Source organism: Enterobacter sp. WP_7_1 (genome assembly GCF_003688535.1).
GTDB classification, from domain to species: Bacteria; Pseudomonadota; Gammaproteobacteria; order Enterobacterales; family Enterobacteriaceae; genus Enterobacter; species Enterobacter asburiae.
The window spans coordinates 565,813-581,504 of sequence record NZ_REFK01000002.1 but is presented as its reverse complement, the minus strand read 5'-3'; the positions used below and the strand labels follow the sequence as shown (position 1 = coordinate 581,504).

Genomic DNA, 15,692 nt, shown 5'->3' with positions numbered 1-15,692 from the left:
ATTACACCATATAAATTCAATGAATTAATTCACCAGAAAAATAAAGAGATTAATAGAAATATTTAGCAATATTTCATAGGATTTACTTACATTTATTTTTGAAACTAAATAACACTTCCTGGAATAGTATCAAGCCTGTAATTGCGGAGGGTGATTACATATATTCATATAAATTATGTTTGAAGGGAATATATAATGAAAAGAAAAGTTCTGGCAATTGTGGTACCCGCGTTATTAATGGCAGGCGCAGCCAATGCGGCTGAAATGTACAACAAAAACGGCAACAAAGTTGACCTGTACGGCAAAGTCGACGCGCGTCACACCTTCTCTGACAACCCCGGCGACGACGGCGACGAAACCTATGTGCAGGTTGGCTTCAAAGGCGAAACCCGGATCGCTAACGATCTGATCGGTTACGGCCAGTGGGAATACAAAACCTTCGCTAACAATACCGAGGGCGCGGGTGACAAATCGTTTAACCGCCTGGCGTATGCTGGCCTGAAATATGGCGAATACGGTTCATTTGATTATGGTCGTAATTATGGCGTCGTGTACGACGTTGAAGCCTGGACCGATATGCTGCCTGTATTTGGCGGTGATTCTTACACCTGGACCGATAACTTTATGAACGGTCGTGCTAACGGTCTGGCAACCTACCGTAACCAGGATTTCTTCGGTCTGGTTGAGGGTCTGGATTTCGCGCTGCAGTATCAGGGTGCGAATGAAGGCCAGGATGCAACAGAAGATCAGGAAGGCACGAAAAACGGCCATGACGATGTTCGTTTCCAGAACGGCGACGGCTTCGGTATGTCTACCACCTATGATTTTGGCTTCGGTCTGAGCCTGGGCGCGGCATATTCATCTTCCGACCGCACGAACAAACAGGTTGCATACGGTGCAGGTAACTACAACCGCTACAGCCCATATGCAGGTGGCGAACGCGCTGAAGCCTGGACCATTGGCGCAAAATATGATGCGCAGGGTGTTTACCTGGCCATGATGTATGCGGAAACCCGCAACATGACGCCATATGGTAATGTTGGCATCGCCAACCAGACTCAGAACTTTGAAGCCGTAGCGCAGTACCAGTTCGACTTCGGCCTGCGTCCGTCTCTGGCATGGGTTTACTCCAAAGGTAAAGATATTGGCGGCAATGATTACAACCCAGGTAATACTTACAACTATGTTGATCAGGATCTGGTGAACTATATCGATCTTGGTATGACCTACAGCTTCAACAAAAACTTCTCGACTTACGTTGATTACAAAATCAACCTGCTGGACAACGATGAAAGCTTCTACGAAGCCAATGGCATCTCAACTGATGACATCGTTGGCGTAGGCATGACCTACCAGTTCTAATCCCCCAAAATATCAAAGGCCGCAATTGCGGCCTTTTTTATTTCTTCACTATCTCTACTACGGCGCTTCCTGCAGCGCCACGCGAATAAACCCGTTATTCTGCGCCAGCAGCTCATGGGCTTTCCATGCATCCAGCCCTGTCAGCACCATCAATACCGCCGTTTTACAGTTATGGTTACAGCTCGCCAGCGCGGCTTTTGCCTCGGCCCGTGTGCATCCCCCCGCTTCCATCACAATAGCGATTTGCCGTTCAGCCCATTTGGTCGCGCTTGCCTCAAGATCCACGCGCAGGTTGCTGTAAACCCGTCCGGTGCGGACGGCCAGCCCGGTGGCGATCATCGAGAGGATCATTTTTTGCGCGATCCCCGCTTTAGTGTTGATATAGCCTGCGACGACATCGGCCCCCAGCTCCGGAGCGATAACCATGCTTGCCAGCTGCGCGGCTTCGCTTTGCGCATCACCGGTAACAATGGCGACCGGTGAACCCAGCGACCACGCATGGCGCATTGCCCCCCAGATCCACGGCGTTTTTCCGCTGACGGTCACGGCCAGCATCATATCGTGTTCACCAAACTTGATGGCCTGCAGATCGGCAACGCCGCGCTCGTAGCTCCCTTCCCCTGCTTGTGCCGTAACGGCCATCACAGGGGTTTTGCCCGGCGCATATTCATCGGCAATCTGTTGCGCAACGCGCCCTGACGGCCCCGCGCCAACAAAGATCAGGCGACCACCGTGGCTGAGCGTCGCGGCAGCGTTGTCCACCACGCGGGCAATAGTATCTAAACAGGGGGTAATAGCAGCAGAAATGAGTGCATCATCCTGGTGAATGACTTTCAGCATGTCCAGCGTGGACAATCTATCAATATTCATCGTGCTGGCGTGCCGTCTTTCCTTGACCGAACCGGTAAGCATAACGCTCATAAACAGCCTCCTTATTATGATTACCCACACACTATAAAGTGTTTTATATAGACGACCTGCGAGGAGGGTCACGAAAAGGGCACCAAATCCACGCCTTTACATGGCTTTAAGAAAAGCGCGTCATCGGCGATAATTACCCCTTTCTTAATTATCGCGGAGTGTTGATGAGCGATTTGCAGCCTTTCCTTACTACGCGCAAGCGCCCCATGAAGCTGAACACCCTGGTCACGCTGATGGTATGCGCGATTATTGCCTCTGTGCTGCTGGTGGTTTTTGCGCTCTACTCCGTGCAAATCACCCGGGCGACCCGCGATGATGTTAAAGATACGGCTCTGGGTATCGCCAGAACGCTGGCCAACAGCCCGGAGATCCAGCGCGGCCTGATGCAGCCACCCCAGGCGGATATCATTCAGCCCATCGCCAAAGCCGTCACCCAACGCAACGATCTGCTGCTCACCGTGGTGACCGACATGCGGGGGATTCGCTACTCGCACCCGAACGAAGCCCTCATCGGCCTGCACTTTATTGGCAATGACCTGGAGCCTGCGCTGGAAGGTAAAGAGAATGTCTCCGTAAACCGTGGCGCCCTCGCCGAAGCGCTTCGCGTCTTCACCCCCGTTTACGATAGCCAGCACGACCAGATCGGCGTGGTGGTGGTCGGTATCTCCCTCAAAAAAGTGGAAGATCAGATTGCCCGCGGGCGGCTAAACGCCGTCTGGACCATTTTGTTCAGTATTTTTATGAGCTCCATGGCGATTTGGGGTCTGGTGCGGGTACTGAAACGTATCCTGTTCGGGCTCGAACCTTACGAAATTTCCGCCTTGTTCGAACAGCGTCAGGCGATGCTGCAGTCGCTTCGCGAGGGAGTGCTGGCCGTCGATATTCACGGGCGCGTGACGATGATCAACCAGACCGCCAGAGAAATATTGCTTCTCCCCTCCGGCAAGCAGACCGAAAACGCCAGCGCCCCCCTGCTGGCCAGCCTGCGCGAAGTTTCAAAGACGGGCGTCGCGCGCCAGGATCAGGAGATCAGCTGTAACGGGCGTCTGTTGCTGTGCAATATGGTGCCCGTTAAGAGTCAGGATCGGGTGATCGGCGCCATCACTACCTTCCGTGATAAAACGGAAATCAGCCAGCTGATGCAGCGTATTGATGGCATGGTTAACTACGTCGACGCCCTGCGCAGCCATACGCACGAGTTTATGAATAAACTGCATGTGATCCTGGGCCTGCTGCACATGAAGCGCTACGACAAGCTGGAAGAGTACATCATCCAGACGGCGCATAATTACCAGACGGATATCGGTACGATACAGAGCAAGGTAAAATCCCCGGTTATTGCCGGGTTCCTGCTGGGAAAAATCAACCGGGCGAAAGAAGCGGGCGTCACCCTGACGCTGGCGGATGAATGCCAGATACCGGATAACGCGAGCGAAGAGCAGGTCGCGGTGCTGATCACCGTGCTGGGTAACCTCATTGAAAACGCGCTCGACGCGATGGAAGGACAGCAGGAAGGTGAGATCGGCCTGCTGCTGCATTATCAGAACGGCTGGCTCAGCTGCGAAGTGAGCGACGATGGCCCCGGCATTGATCCCGCTCAGCTGGAGGCTATTTTTACAAAGGGCTTCTCAACAAAAGGTGAAAACCGCGGCGTTGGGCTGTTCCTTGCTCGCCAGCAAATCCAGAACCTCGGCGGCGATATCACCGTCGAGTCTGAGCCAGGCGTATTTACCCAATTTTTTGTTCACATCCCCTGGGATAGCGAGAGGAATATCGCGTGATAAATGTATTAATTGTCGATGATGACGCCATGGTAGCCGACCTCAACCGTCTGTATGTCAACCGTGTTGAAGGTTTTAGCTGCTGCGGCGTCGCCTCCACGCTAAACCAGGCCGAGGCCATCATTAATAACCCCGGGCAGCCTGTCGATCTGGTGCTGCTGGATGTCTATATGCAGCAGGATAACGGCCTGGATCTGCTGCCCGTTATTCGCGCATCCGGTCGCCCAATCGATGTGATTATGATCTCGTCGGCTGCCGACGCCGCCACGATCCAGACCTCCATTCACTACGGCGTGGTGGATTATCTGATCAAGCCGTTCCAGTTCCCGCGCTTTGAAGAGGCGCTGAACGGCTGGAAGGCAAAGCACAGCCTGATGGGTTCGCACCAGTACTATGAGCAGGCCGACGTCGACCGGCTGATCCACGGCGGGGCGCCGGAACTGGCGGACAGTAAAAAGCTGCCGAAGGGGTTAACGCCGCAAACGCTGCGCACGATTTGCCAGTGGATTGACGCTCACCCGGAGACGGAGTTTTCTACCGATGACCTGGCCAACGCGGTCAATATCTCCCGCGTGTCCTGCCGTAAATACCTGATTTGGCTCGCGCAAATCAACATTCTGTTCACCAGCATTCACTACGGTGCCACCGGCCGTCCGGTGTATCGCTACCGTCTCCAGCCGGAGCAGACCGGCCTGCTCAAGCAATACTGTCAGTAACGCGGTAGTCGTTATCCAGCAGGGTAAAACGGAAGTGGTGCATTGATGAGATCACCACTTCTTTTGTTTTGGTCACAAAAATCGCTTCGATATCAGGACGAGAGCGCAGCACAGCGCAGCCCTCTTCAACGCCCATACCGTACATCAGCGTGGTCCAGATATCGCCGTCGATGGAGTCTTTCGAAACAATCGTAACGCTGTCCAGCTCGTTGTCCAGCGGATACCCGGTGCGCGGATCGAGGATATGGTGATAGCGCCTGCCGTTTTGTTCGAAGTAGCGCTCGTAGGTTCCCGACGTCACAACGGACAGGTTCTCTACGGTCATCGTGCCAATCAGCGCGTCACCGGCGAACGGTTTTTTCAGCCCCACGCCCCAGCCCCCTTCCGGCGAGCCTAACGTCTGAATGTTTCCGCCGAGGTTGATCAGCCCCAGCTCAGCGCCCTCTTTATGCAGGTAATCACGCACCCTGTCGGCGATATAGCCTTTGGCAATGGCCCCCAGATCGATCTCCATCCCCGCTCTGGTCAAGAACACGCTGCTGCTGGCCTCATCAAGGAGGACATCTTCAGGACGGGTAATCGCCAGCAGCGACGCGATTTCCTCCGCAGGCGGAACGCTGTCCCCCTGAAAGCCAATTTTCCAGCGCTTCACCAGCGGACCTATCGCCAGGTTAAAAGCGCTGTCCCTGAACAGGCTTGCCGCTTTTGCACAGCGGATCAGCTCAAAAACCGGCCGGCTGACGGTAACCGGATGCTGGCCAGCCGCATGGTTGATGTCCATCACCTGCGAGTGCGCGCGGTTGACGGTAAGCAAATCTTCATACTGTTTGATCAGGCGAAACACGCGGGACGCTAGGGCTTCGTCGTGGGAGAAGAGTTTCAGGAGAATGGGCGAGCCCATCAGGACGGCGGAGTAGCTGTAAACGCGATGGCTATCAGGCATAGCATGAGTCCTCAGATGTAGCCCCGGCAGGCACCGCGCCGCCGGGGAAAATGCCGGATAGCGCTGCGCGTATCCGGCCTACAACACAGGGGTCTTACTGCTTTTTCGAACGCATAGCCGCCTGATGTCCTGCAAGCGTACCAAAAATAATGATATCTGCCACTGCGTTACCGCCGATACGGTTACCGCCGTGGATCCCGCCAACCACTTCACCGGCCGCAAACGCGCCTGGCAGCACGTTGTGGTTGCTGTCCAGCACGCAGGTTTCGGTGTTGATGGTCACGCCGCCCATGGTGTGGTGCACGCCCGGCGCAATCTGAATGGCGTAGAACGGCCCTTCGTTGATTGGCGCACGCAGCGCGGTGGTACGACCAAAATCGTCATCGTGCTGTTTCTCAACGAAACCGTTGTAACGTTCCAGGGTCGCGAGGAAAGCGTGGTAATCCATCCCCAGAGCCTCAGCCAGGGCTTTTGGCGAGCTGGCGCTGGTTACGAAACCTTTCGCGATGTACTCATCCGCGGCTTTGTTTTTGGCACGTACGTGCTCGTCAAAGACGATGTATGCGTATTTCTCCGGCAGCGCGATGATTGACGCCGAGACCTTATCGCGGGTCGACATTTCGTTGTAGAAGCGTTCCCCTTTCTGATTGACCAGAATCGCCCCGCCGCCGCGAATGGATTCGGAAATCAGGTACGAGGTGTTCTGCTCAACGGTTGGGTGAATTTGGATTTCGCCCATATCCACGGTACCCGCCCCGATGCGCTCCAGCAGGGCGATGCCGCCGCCGGTTGCCCCTTTGTGGTTGGTGGTGACAAAACCTTCCAGATCCGGACGGTATTTCACTACCATCTGGCTGTTGGCGCTGAAACCGCCGGTGGCAACAATCACGCTTTTGGTTGCCACGGTGACGGTTTCGTTCTCTTCGGTGGTGAGACGTACGCCTGTCACTTCGCCGTTCTCGAAGATGATGTCGCTGACGGAGGTATCCAGCATCACCTCGATGTTGCGTTTGTTGACGTTACGCACCAGGCCGCTGATGAGATAGCCGCCTACCGCTGAACCGTCTTTTGGACGGTGAGTACGGTCGATGCTCATCCCGCCGGTGGTGGTGATGTCGTTCAGCATGATGCCGCGCGCTGCCAGCCACTCAATTGCCTGCGGCGCGTTTTCGACGAAGCGACGCAGCAGTTCCGGGTTGTTCTTGTTGCCGCCGCCTTTCAGGCTTTCCTGATAGAACAGCTCTTTGCTGTCCTGAATGCCCTTCACGCGCTGGAAGCGGGTTTCGGCGGCGTTCATACCGGCTGAGGCTTTAATGGTGTTCCCGCCGATGGTCGGCATTTTCTCGACAATCAGCACGCTCGCGCCTTCGTCGTGAGCCTGAATCGCCGCCGCCAGACCGGCGCCGCCGCTGCCGACAACGACCACGTCCACGCTGCGGGTTTCGTTCGGGTCAACGCCCTCTTCCGCGGCCAGCGCTTTGCTGGATTTCAGCATCGCCTTAGAGACCGCTTTCTTCACCGCTTCACTCTGGCTGGTTGCGCCGGTGATGGCATCCACGTGCGGAGTATTGGCGTCCAGAATGCGTGTACGGATCTCTTCAAAGCTGGTCACAAACTCAACGTCTTCGCTCGGGCCGGAGGCCAGCTCGATGTCCGCAATGCGGTCGGTTTCCAGACTGACGTTGATCACCAGTTCGTTAGCGTCATCCTGCACTTTCTCAGCAAAGGTACCCGGCTTGAATTTGGATTCGCCCATGCTCATGTCGCGGATCATCGCTTCTACCAGCGAGAAGCGCCACAGCGGTTCCGGAATGCTCAACTCTTCGCGTTTGGTGCTGTCCATAAACAGCTCCAGGCTTTCGCCGGCCGCGATGCGGTCGGTCCAGTCCGGGTAAGCGATAGTCGCGCGGCCAACGGCAATCAGGTCGTAACCGTGGTCCAGCGCCTCATTCACGTCTGAAGCATTTACCACGCCGCCCACGCCCATGACCGGAACCTGCGCCAGCGTTTCAGAACGCATCGCGCAGTATTTTTCGATAAGCGGAGTCGGGTCCTGGGTGTCGACAATGGAAGGACGCAGGGTCGCGCCGACGGAGAAGTGCAGGTAGTCCACGCCGCGCGCCGCCAGTTTTTCCAGCAGGTACATGGTGTCGTCAAAGCGGATGCCCGGGACTTCCATCTCTTCAGGGGAGAAGCGGTAGCCAATAATAAACGCGTCGTCCGCGTACTGGCGCACCATTTTGTGGGTAATATCCAGCACGGCCAGCGGGAACTTCGCGCGGTTATCGCGGCTGCCGCCCCACTCGTCATCGCGCTGGTTTGAGTTTGGCGAATAGAACTGCTGAATCAGATAGGTGTTCGCCCCGTGGATTTCCACGCCGTCGAAACCGGCCTGGATGGCGCGGCGCACGGCTTCACCAAACTTGCCGATCATGCCTTCCACTTCTTCAGCGGTCAGCGCAACCGGCGTTGCGGCACCTTCACGCGGCGCGGCTACGGCGCTCGGGCCAACCGGGGTGCGGCCACCAATCAGTTTTGGGTCGACCATGCGGCCGCCGTGATAGATCTGCAGCAGCGCCTTAGATCCTTTGGATTTAATGGCCTCTGCGATTTTCGCCAGCCCGGCAATTTTCTCATCATTATCAATACCGATGGCACCCGGGAAGGCGAGACCGAGATCGTCGACGAAGCAGCACTCCACAATGATGGTGCCAATGCTGCCGGAACGGGCCCGATAGTACTCCACCAGCTCGCTGGTGACGGTGCCGTCAAAATAGCCGGTACAGGTTGTCATAGGGGCCATTAACAAACGGTTTTTCAGTTCAGTACCATTCGGTAATGTGAAGGGGCTAAGAATGCGTTCGTTAGTGCTCATAATAGAAACTCCAAACTTTTAAAAATTAAGAATTCGTTATCGGATTGATTTTTTATTTCGTCGTTATTTGCCGATGTCATGATATTAATATAATGATTTTTTTAGTTTCTAAAGTTATTACGTTAGTTAAAAAACTATTTAATCCCTGCGATAACACAAATAACACATTGGTGTTAGCGATTGTAATTCAGCCATTCACAATAATTTAAAATTCGTTAAATGATTAATGGTAAAACCAATTCTCCAACACAAAAACAAAGACAATAAAAACAATAGATTACAAACACACCAAAATCTAATCTGTTAAAAAAATGATAAAAAATACGCGAAAAACAGGCAATAACCACATACGCCAGAGTGGTTATTAATAAAAGCATAAAAATAACGCTGCAATTCTGTTTTTTTGATCGCGATCAATAGTTATGGCATTCAAAAGCGCAATATAAAAACATCATCATTTTTTAATTTAGCGCACACGAAAACGCGTTAAATCACTATTACTGGAAAAACACGAACGCACCTTTAATAACTAAAAAAAGCAAAGAAACTTAAAAAAGTGATTTTCCAGTGCGACCGAATTTTTGACAACTTAAGACGTGAAACTATGAATACAAAAACTGCTGTAACGCCCCCTGTGGCGAACCAGGCATCAAATGGAAACGCAAAACGATTGCTGATGATGGCGCTACCCGTCATCGTCGCCGTACTGCTGCTGTTTGTTCCCGTTCCTGAAGGCTTGCCGCCTTACGCATGGCACTACTTCGCCATCTTTGTCGGCGTGATCGTCGGTCTGATCTTCGAACCGCTGCCGGGTGCGGTGATCGGCCTGACCGGCGTGGTCGCCATCGCCCTGTGCAGCCAGTGGGTGCTGTTCAGCCCCGATCAGCTGGCTGACCCGAAATTCAAGCTGGCGGGAGCCTCCTTTAAATGGGCGGTGAGCGGGTTTGGTAACTCTACCGTCTGGCTGATTTTCGGTGCCTTTATGTTCGCCGCAGGCTATGACAAAACCCGCTTCGGCCGCCGTCTGGCGCTGATTCTGGTGAAGTACCTCGGCCGTCGCAGCCTGACGCTCGGTTACGCCATTACGTTTGCGGACCTGCTGCTGGCACCGTTCACCCCGTCCAACACCGCGCGCAGCGGCGGGACCATCTACCCGATTATCGCTAACCTGCCGCCGCTTTACGGTTCAAAACCGAATGACCCAAGCGCGCGCAAGATTGGTTCGTACCTGATGTGGGTGGCGATCACCGCGGCCTGTATCACCAGCTCAATGTTCCTCTCCGCCCTCGCGCCAAACCTGCTGGCCCTGGCGCTGGTGAAAAGTACGGTTGGGATTGATATCTCCTGGGGCACCTGGTTCCTCGCCTTCCTGCCGCTGGGTATCCTGCTGATTCTGGCCATGCCGCTGCTGGCCTACTGGTTCTACCCACCTGAAGTCAAAGTGAATAACGAAGTGCCGCTGTGGGCGACCCGCGAGCTGGAAAAACTCGGCAAACTGTCCCGCAATGAAATTCTGCTGCTGGTGTTCGTGTGCTGTGCGCTGCTGATGTGGATCTTCGCCGCCGCGTGGATTGAGCCTGCCATGGCGGCCCTGCTCATCGTCGGTCTGATGCTATGGACCGGCGTGCTGGAGTGGAACGATATCACCGGTAACAAAGCAGCATGGAACACCTTCGTCTGGTTTGCCACCCTGGTGGCACTGGCGGATGGCCTCTCCTCTACCGGCTTTATCAGCTGGTTAGGTAAAGAAGGCGGTCTGTTGATGAGCGGTATCTCTCCGGGCGTGGCGACCGTCGTCCTGCTGCTGGCGTTCTACCTGCTGCACTACCTGTTTGCCAGCACCACCGCACACACCACGGCGCTGCTGCCAGCGATGCTGACTATCGCCTCCACCATCCCTGGCATGAATATGGAAGTGTTCGTTCTGCTGATGGTGACCTCGCTGGGCGTGATGGGGATCATCACCCCGTACGGTACTGGCCCAAGCCCGATTTACTACGGCAGCGGCTACCTGCCAACCAAAGACTACTGGCGCCTCGGTACCATCTTCGGTGCCATCTTCCTGGCGGCCCTGCTGCTGATTGGTTATCCGTGGATGTCCATGATGTTCTGATTCCTGACCGCCGGACTTCTCCTCCGGCGGTTTTATTTTTGTGGAGCAATACTATGTCGAATAAACCGTTTTTTTATCAGAACCCCTTCCCTCTCGCGCACGATGACACCGAATACTACCTCCTGACCAAAGAGCACGTCTCCGTTGCCGAATTCGACGGTCAGGAAGTGCTGAAAGTAGAGCCGGAAGCCCTGACCCTGCTGGCGCAGCAGGCCTTCCACGATGCCTCGTTTATGCTGCGTCCTTCCCATCAGAAGCAGGTTGCCGCGATCCTGAACGACCCGGAAGCCAGCCAGAACGACAAGTACGTTGCCCTGCAGTTCCTGCGTAACTCTGAAATTGCCGCAAAAGGCGTTCTGCCAACCTGCCAGGATACCGGCACCGCTATCATCATGGGCAAAAAAGGCCAGCGCGTCTGGACCGGCGGCGGTGACGAAGCGGCACTGAGCCAGGGCGTGTACAACACCTACATTGAAGATAACCTGCGCTACTCGCAGAATGCGGCGCTGGACATGTATAAAGAGGTGAATACCGGCACCAACCTGCCCGCGCAGATCGATCTCTACAGCGTGGACGGGGACGAATACAAATTCCTGTGCATGGCAAAAGGCGGCGGTTCTGCCAACAAAACCTATCTCTACCAGGAAACCAAAGCGCTGATCACCCCGGCAAAGCTGAAAAACTACCTGGTTGAGAAGATGCGCACTCTGGGCACTGCGGCCTGCCCGCCTTACCATATCGCATTTGTGATTGGCGGTACGTCAGCGGAAGCCACGCTGAAAACCGTGAAGCTCGCTTCCACGCGCTACTACGACGCGCTGCCGACGGAAGGCAATGAACACGGCCAGGCGTTCCGCGACGTACAGCTCGAACAGGAACTGCTCCAGGAAGCGCAGAACCTCGGCCTCGGCGCGCAGTTCGGCGGTAAATACTTCGCCCACGATATCCGCGTGATCCGCCTGCCGCGCCACGGCGCCTCCTGCCCAATCGGCATGGGCGTCTCCTGCTCCGCAGACCGCAACATCAAAGCGAAGATCAACCGCGACGGGATCTGGATTGAGAAGCTGGAACACAACCCGGGCCAGTATATTCCTGAATCACTGCGCCAGCAGGGCGAAGGCGACGTGGTGAGCATCAATCTGGACAAGCCGATGAATGAGATCCTGGCGCAGCTTTCCGCGCACCCGGTCTCTACCCGCCTGTCGCTGAACGGGACCATCATCGTGGCGCGCGATATCGCCCACGCGAAGCTGAAAGAGCTGCTCGACAACGGTGAAGAACTGCCGCAGTACGTCAAAGATCATCCGATTTACTACGCGGGCCCTGCCAAAACGCCGGAAGGCTACGCGTCTGGCTCGCTCGGCCCGACCACGGCGGGCCGTATGGACTCGTATGTGGACTTACTGCAATCCCACGGCGCGAGCATGATCATGCTGGCGAAAGGCAACCGCAGCCAGCAGGTAACCGACGCCTGTCATAAACACGGCGGCTTCTACCTGGGCAGCATTGGCGGCCCGGCAGCGGTGCTGGCGCAAAACAGCATTAAGAGCCTGGAATGCGTCGCGTATCCGGAGCTGGGAATGGAAGCCATCTGGAAAATTGAAGTCGAGAACTTCCCGGCGTTTATCCTGGTGGATGACAAAGGCAACGATTTCTTCCAGCAGATCCAGAACAAACAGTGCGCGGGTTGTTCACAGCGCTAGGTTGAGACAGGCCGGGTGGCGCAACGCTGCCCGGCAGTCGCAGTCAGACATGCGCCTGCGTCATGTCACAAAACCGTGATATCAGCCACTTAGCAAAAAGTGGTGAATAAAAAATCAATTAATTGTTAAGTTATTGTTGTCATTAATTGTATTTATCCCGCGATGGCTATTCATGCAAAACGTGCATCAGCCGATGCGGCATTTGCGCTTATCTATTTCCTCATCCTGATCCAGTTTTCAAAAACAGACGCGTAAAACGTCAACAATAAACTGGAGATAACCATGTTTTCCTCAACCTCACCTGCAACCGTACGCTCGAAAGCGGGCGCCATACTTCGCGTGACGTCCGGCAACTTTCTTGAGCAGTTCGATTTCTTTCTGTTCGGCTTCTATGCCACCTACATCGCCCATACGTTCTTCCCGGCGAGCAGTGAATTTGCGTCGCTGATGATGACCTTCGCCGTCTTCGGCGCGGGCTTTTTGATGCGTCCAATAGGCGCCATTGTGCTAGGCGCGTATATCGACAAGGTAGGTCGCAGAAAGGGGCTGATCGTCACGCTTTCCATCATGGCGGCGGGGACGTTCCTGATTGTGCTTATCCCCTCTTATCAAAGCATCGGTCTGTGGGCGCCGCTGCTGGTGCTGACGGGCCGTCTGCTGCAGGGCTTTTCCGCCGGTGCGGAGCTTGGAGGCGTCTCGGTTTATCTGGCTGAAATCGCCACGCCGGGGCGCAAAGGGTTTTACACCAGCTGGCAGTCCGGCAGCCAGCAGGTCGCTATTATGGTCGCCGCGGCGATGGGCTTTGCCCTGAATGCCCTGATGGAGGAGAGCGCCATTCGCGAATGGGGCTGGCGCATCCCGTTCCTGTTCGGCTGCTTAATCGTGCCGTTTATCTTTTTCCTGCGCCGCAAGCTGGAGGAGACGGAAGAGTTCAGCGCGCGCCGCCAGCATCTGGAAATGCGTCAGGTCTTTAAAACGCTGCTTGGCAACTGGCAGGTGGTGGTCGCGGGCATGCTGATGGTGGCGATGACCACCACCGCGTTCTACCTGATCACCGTCTACGCCCCCACCTTTGGCAAAAAGGTGCTGATGCTCAGCGCCTCGGACAGCCTGCTGGTCACGCTGCTGGTGGCGGTTTCTAACTTCATCTGGCTGCCAGTGGGCGGCGCGCTGTCGGACCGCTTCGGGCGCAAGCCGGTGCTGATTGCCATGGCCCTGCTGGCGCTGGCGACCAGCTACCCTGCCCTGACGCTGCTGGCGAGCGCGCCCAGCTTCTCCATGATGCTGAGCGTGCTGCTGTGGCTCTCCTTCCTCTACGGCCTGTATAACGGCGCGATGATCCCGGCCCTGACGGAGATTATGCCTGCTGAAGTGCGCGTGGCGGGATTCTCTCTGGCTTACAGCCTGGCAACGGCGGTCTTTGGCGGCTTTACTCCGGTAATGTCCACCGCGCTGATCGAATACACCGGTGACAAAGCCTCGCCTGGCTACTGGATGAGTTTCGCTGCCGTGTGTGCCCTGCTGGCCACGCTCTACCTCTACCGCCGCCGCGCGGTATCGCTGCAAAACACCGTCAAGTCACAGGGGGCTGTATGAAACGCACCTATCGCTTTACCACCAGCGCGCTGGTGCTGACGCTCCTGAGCGTTAATGCCTGTGCCCAGGACGTAAAGGTCATGATTTCAGGCGGCTTCAAGGCCGCCCTGGAAAAGCTGGCACCGGACTATGAACGCCGGACCGGGGATAAAATCGTGATCATCCCCGGCCCCTCAATGGGCGCTACGCCGCAGGCTATCCCAAATCGACTGGCGCGCGGCGAGAAAGCCGACGTGGTAATTATGGTGGGCGATGCGCTGGAGAAGCTCGAAAAAGCCGGCCAGACCCAGCCGGGTTCGCGAACGGAACTCGCGGACTCCCCCGTTGGCATGGTGGTGAAAAAAGGTGCGGATGTCCCTGATATCAGCAGCGAGGCGGCTTTGCGTAAAACGCTGCTGCAGGCCAGCTCCATCGCCTACTCTGACAGCGCCAGCGGCAGGTACGTCAGCCAGACGTTGTTCAAAAAAATGGGGATCGAAAAAGAAGTGGCGGGTAAAGCGACAATGGTCGAGCGTATCCCGGTCGCCTCAGAAGTGGCGAAAGGAAAATACGCCGTCGGTTTCCAGCAGGTGAGCGAGCTGCTGCCGGTTCAGGGCGTCACTTTTATCGGGAAAATCCCGGATAATCTGCAGTACATCACGCGGTTCGCGGGTGCGGTCACCCGTCACGCAGAACATCCCGCGGAGGGGAAAGCGCTGTTGACCTATCTCGCCTCACCGCCCTCCAGGGCCGTCATCGAGAAAACGGGAATGCTCCCCGTTACGTCCGGCGATACTGCTCGGTGATCTGTTTTTCCAGTTCAGCCGCAATGTAGGACTGGATACGCCCCCGGCGCCGGATAAGCCCCACGGTGCGTTTCACTTCCGGCGCCACCAGCGGCAGATGCGTCAGCAGCGTGTGCTCTGACGTCGGCATCGACATGGCGGGAACGGCAGCAATGCCGATCCCCGCCTCTACCATACCGAGCATCGTGGTAACGTGGCGCGTTTCGCAGACGCTCGGGCGTTCGGGAACGATATCCCCCAGCATCCGATCGAGCAGGTTACGGTTACCTGACGTTTTATCGAGGGAGATATAATCCTGCTGATAAAAGGCCTGCCACGTCAGATGATTCTTCTGCGCCAGCGGGTGATCCTTTCGGCACGCCGCAACATAGACATCCTCCACCAGCGGGAAAAATTCGATTTCAGACGGCAGGTTTCCTGCGAAGCTGATGCCAAAATCCGCCTGGCTTCGGGCCACGGCGTCAATCACATTCCCCGCGCTGCTGTCGATGAGCTTAATGCGCACGCGCGGATAGCGAGACTGAAAACGACGGATCACATCGGGCATAAAGTAACAGGCCGCGGAAGGGACCGTGGCAACCGTGATCAGCCCCGTCCGCTCTTCGCTGACTTTATCAACATCCGCCAGCATTGACTCAACGTTGTCGAGCAGCTGCGCGGAGCGTTCAGCAAAGTTTTGCCCGTATAACGTTAAGGCCACGCGGCGGGTGGTACGGTCAAACAGCCGGTTTCCCAGCGCGGCTTCCAGCTTTTCAATCCTGCGGCTCAGCGCCGACTGGGATAAGCAGATAGATTCAGCAGCGACACGGAAGTTACCGTATTCCACTAACGCTCTGAAAGCATAAAGATCGTTAAGGTCAAAATTCACGGGCATAGCGTCTGGATGTCCTGTCAGGG

Annotated in this window: 11 protein-coding genes; 7 read left to right on the top strand and 4 right to left on the bottom strand. The window is 55.7% G+C overall.

What is annotated here, in order from left to right; all coding sequences use genetic code 11:
• Positions 1-195: 195 nt before the first annotated feature.
• Entirely contained in the window at positions 196-1,362 is a 1,167-nt protein-coding gene (gene ompC, locus BJ885_RS11995) for a porin OmpC (protein ID WP_121932018.1), read from the top strand.
• Positions 1,363-1,419: 57 nt separating this feature from the next.
• Here the strand turns inward: ompC and BJ885_RS11990 are convergent, their stop codons facing one another.
• Positions 1,420-2,283 (bottom strand): N-acetylmuramic acid 6-phosphate etherase, encoded by an 864-nt coding sequence (locus BJ885_RS11990; protein WP_121932017.1) that lies wholly within the window; start codon positions 2,281-2,283, stop codon positions 1,420-1,422.
• A 164-nt stretch (positions 2,284-2,447) separates the two neighbouring features.
• Here BJ885_RS11990 and BJ885_RS11985 point away from each other — a divergent pair, with 164 nt between their 5' ends.
• Together BJ885_RS11985 and dcuR are read left to right on the top strand one after the other, a co-directional pair.
• Positions 2,448-4,064, top strand: coding sequence for a sensor histidine kinase (locus BJ885_RS11985; RefSeq protein ID WP_121932016.1), 1,617 nt, complete (start codon positions 2,448-2,450; stop codon positions 4,062-4,064).
• Positions 4,061-4,780 (top strand): two-component system response regulator DcuR, encoded by a 720-nt coding sequence (gene dcuR / locus BJ885_RS11980; protein WP_032658686.1) that lies wholly within the window; start codon positions 4,061-4,063, stop codon positions 4,778-4,780. The genes BJ885_RS11985 and dcuR overlap by 4 nt, the downstream gene beginning before the upstream one ends.
• On the opposite strand, the gene BJ885_RS11975 is transcribed toward dcuR, so the two are convergent.
• The gene (locus tag BJ885_RS11975) at positions 4,761-5,723 is read right to left on the bottom strand and encodes an FAD:protein FMN transferase (RefSeq protein WP_121932015.1); all 963 of its coding nucleotides are present in this window, start codon (positions 5,721-5,723) and stop codon (positions 4,761-4,763) included. The genes dcuR and BJ885_RS11975 overlap by 20 nt on opposite strands.
• A 94-nt stretch (positions 5,724-5,817) precedes the next feature.
• A complete protein-coding gene (locus BJ885_RS11970) occupies positions 5,818-8,598 on the bottom strand; it encodes a flavocytochrome c (RefSeq protein ID WP_121932014.1) in 2,781 nt (926 codons plus the stop codon).
• A gap of 604 nt (positions 8,599-9,202) precedes the next feature.
• On the opposite strand from BJ885_RS11970, the gene BJ885_RS11965 reads away from it, so the two are divergent.
• The 4 genes from BJ885_RS11965 to BJ885_RS11950 all read left to right on the top strand — a co-directional run bounded on the left by BJ885_RS11965 (position 9,203) and on the right by BJ885_RS11950 (position 14,795).
• On the top strand, positions 9,203-10,711 hold the full coding sequence (locus BJ885_RS11965) for an anion permease (protein WP_072210827.1): 1,509 nt from the start codon (positions 9,203-9,205) through the stop codon (positions 10,709-10,711).
• A 53-nt stretch (positions 10,712-10,764) separates the two neighbouring features.
• On the top strand, positions 10,765-12,414 hold the full coding sequence (gene fumA / locus BJ885_RS11960; RefSeq protein ID WP_121932013.1) for a class I fumarate hydratase FumA: 1,650 nt from the start codon (positions 10,765-10,767) through the stop codon (positions 12,412-12,414).
• Positions 12,415-12,696: 282 nt separating this feature from the next.
• Positions 12,697-14,010 (top strand): MFS transporter, encoded by a 1,314-nt coding sequence (locus BJ885_RS11955; RefSeq protein WP_121932012.1) that lies wholly within the window; start codon positions 12,697-12,699, stop codon positions 14,008-14,010.
• Positions 14,007-14,795 carry a substrate-binding domain-containing protein gene (locus tag BJ885_RS11950; RefSeq protein WP_121932011.1) on the top strand — a complete coding sequence of 263 codons (789 nt, stop codon included), beginning with the start codon at positions 14,007-14,009 and terminating at the stop codon, positions 14,793-14,795. The genes BJ885_RS11955 and BJ885_RS11950 overlap by 4 nt, the downstream gene beginning before the upstream one ends.
• On the opposite strand, the gene BJ885_RS11945 is transcribed toward BJ885_RS11950, so the two are convergent.
• The gene (locus BJ885_RS11945; RefSeq protein WP_029741698.1) at positions 14,770-15,669 is read right to left on the bottom strand and encodes a LysR family transcriptional regulator; all 900 of its coding nucleotides are present in this window, start codon (positions 15,667-15,669) and stop codon (positions 14,770-14,772) included. The genes BJ885_RS11950 and BJ885_RS11945 overlap by 26 nt on opposite strands.
• Positions 15,670-15,692: the final 23 nt, after the last annotated feature.

Bases quoted from the DNA above. Each gene is read 5' to 3' on its own strand.
- BJ885_RS11955 (WP_121932012.1), top strand. From the start codon at position 12,697: ATGTTTTCCTCAACCTCACCTGCAACCGTACGCTCGAAAGCGGGCGCC.
- fumA (WP_121932013.1), top strand. From the start codon at position 10,765: ATGTCGAATAAACCGTTTTTTTATCAGAACCCCTTCCCTCTCGCGCAC.
- BJ885_RS11975 (WP_121932015.1), bottom strand. From the start codon at position 5,723: ATGCCTGATAGCCATCGCGTTTACAGCTACTCCGCCGTCCTGATGGGC.
- BJ885_RS11985 (WP_121932016.1), top strand. From the start codon at position 2,448: ATGAGCGATTTGCAGCCTTTCCTTACTACGCGCAAGCGCCCCATGAAG.
- BJ885_RS11945 (WP_029741698.1), bottom strand. From the start codon at position 15,669: ATGCCCGTGAATTTTGACCTTAACGATCTTTATGCTTTCAGAGCGTTA.
- BJ885_RS11950 (WP_121932011.1), top strand. From the start codon at position 14,007: ATGAAACGCACCTATCGCTTTACCACCAGCGCGCTGGTGCTGACGCTC.
- BJ885_RS11965 (WP_072210827.1), top strand. From the start codon at position 9,203: ATGAATACAAAAACTGCTGTAACGCCCCCTGTGGCGAACCAGGCATCA.
- BJ885_RS11970 (WP_121932014.1), bottom strand. From the start codon at position 8,598: ATGAGCACTAACGAACGCATTCTTAGCCCCTTCACATTACCGAATGGT.
- ompC (WP_121932018.1), top strand. From the start codon at position 196: ATGAAAAGAAAAGTTCTGGCAATTGTGGTACCCGCGTTATTAATGGCA.
- BJ885_RS11990 (WP_121932017.1), bottom strand. From the start codon at position 2,283: ATGAGCGTTATGCTTACCGGTTCGGTCAAGGAAAGACGGCACGCCAGC.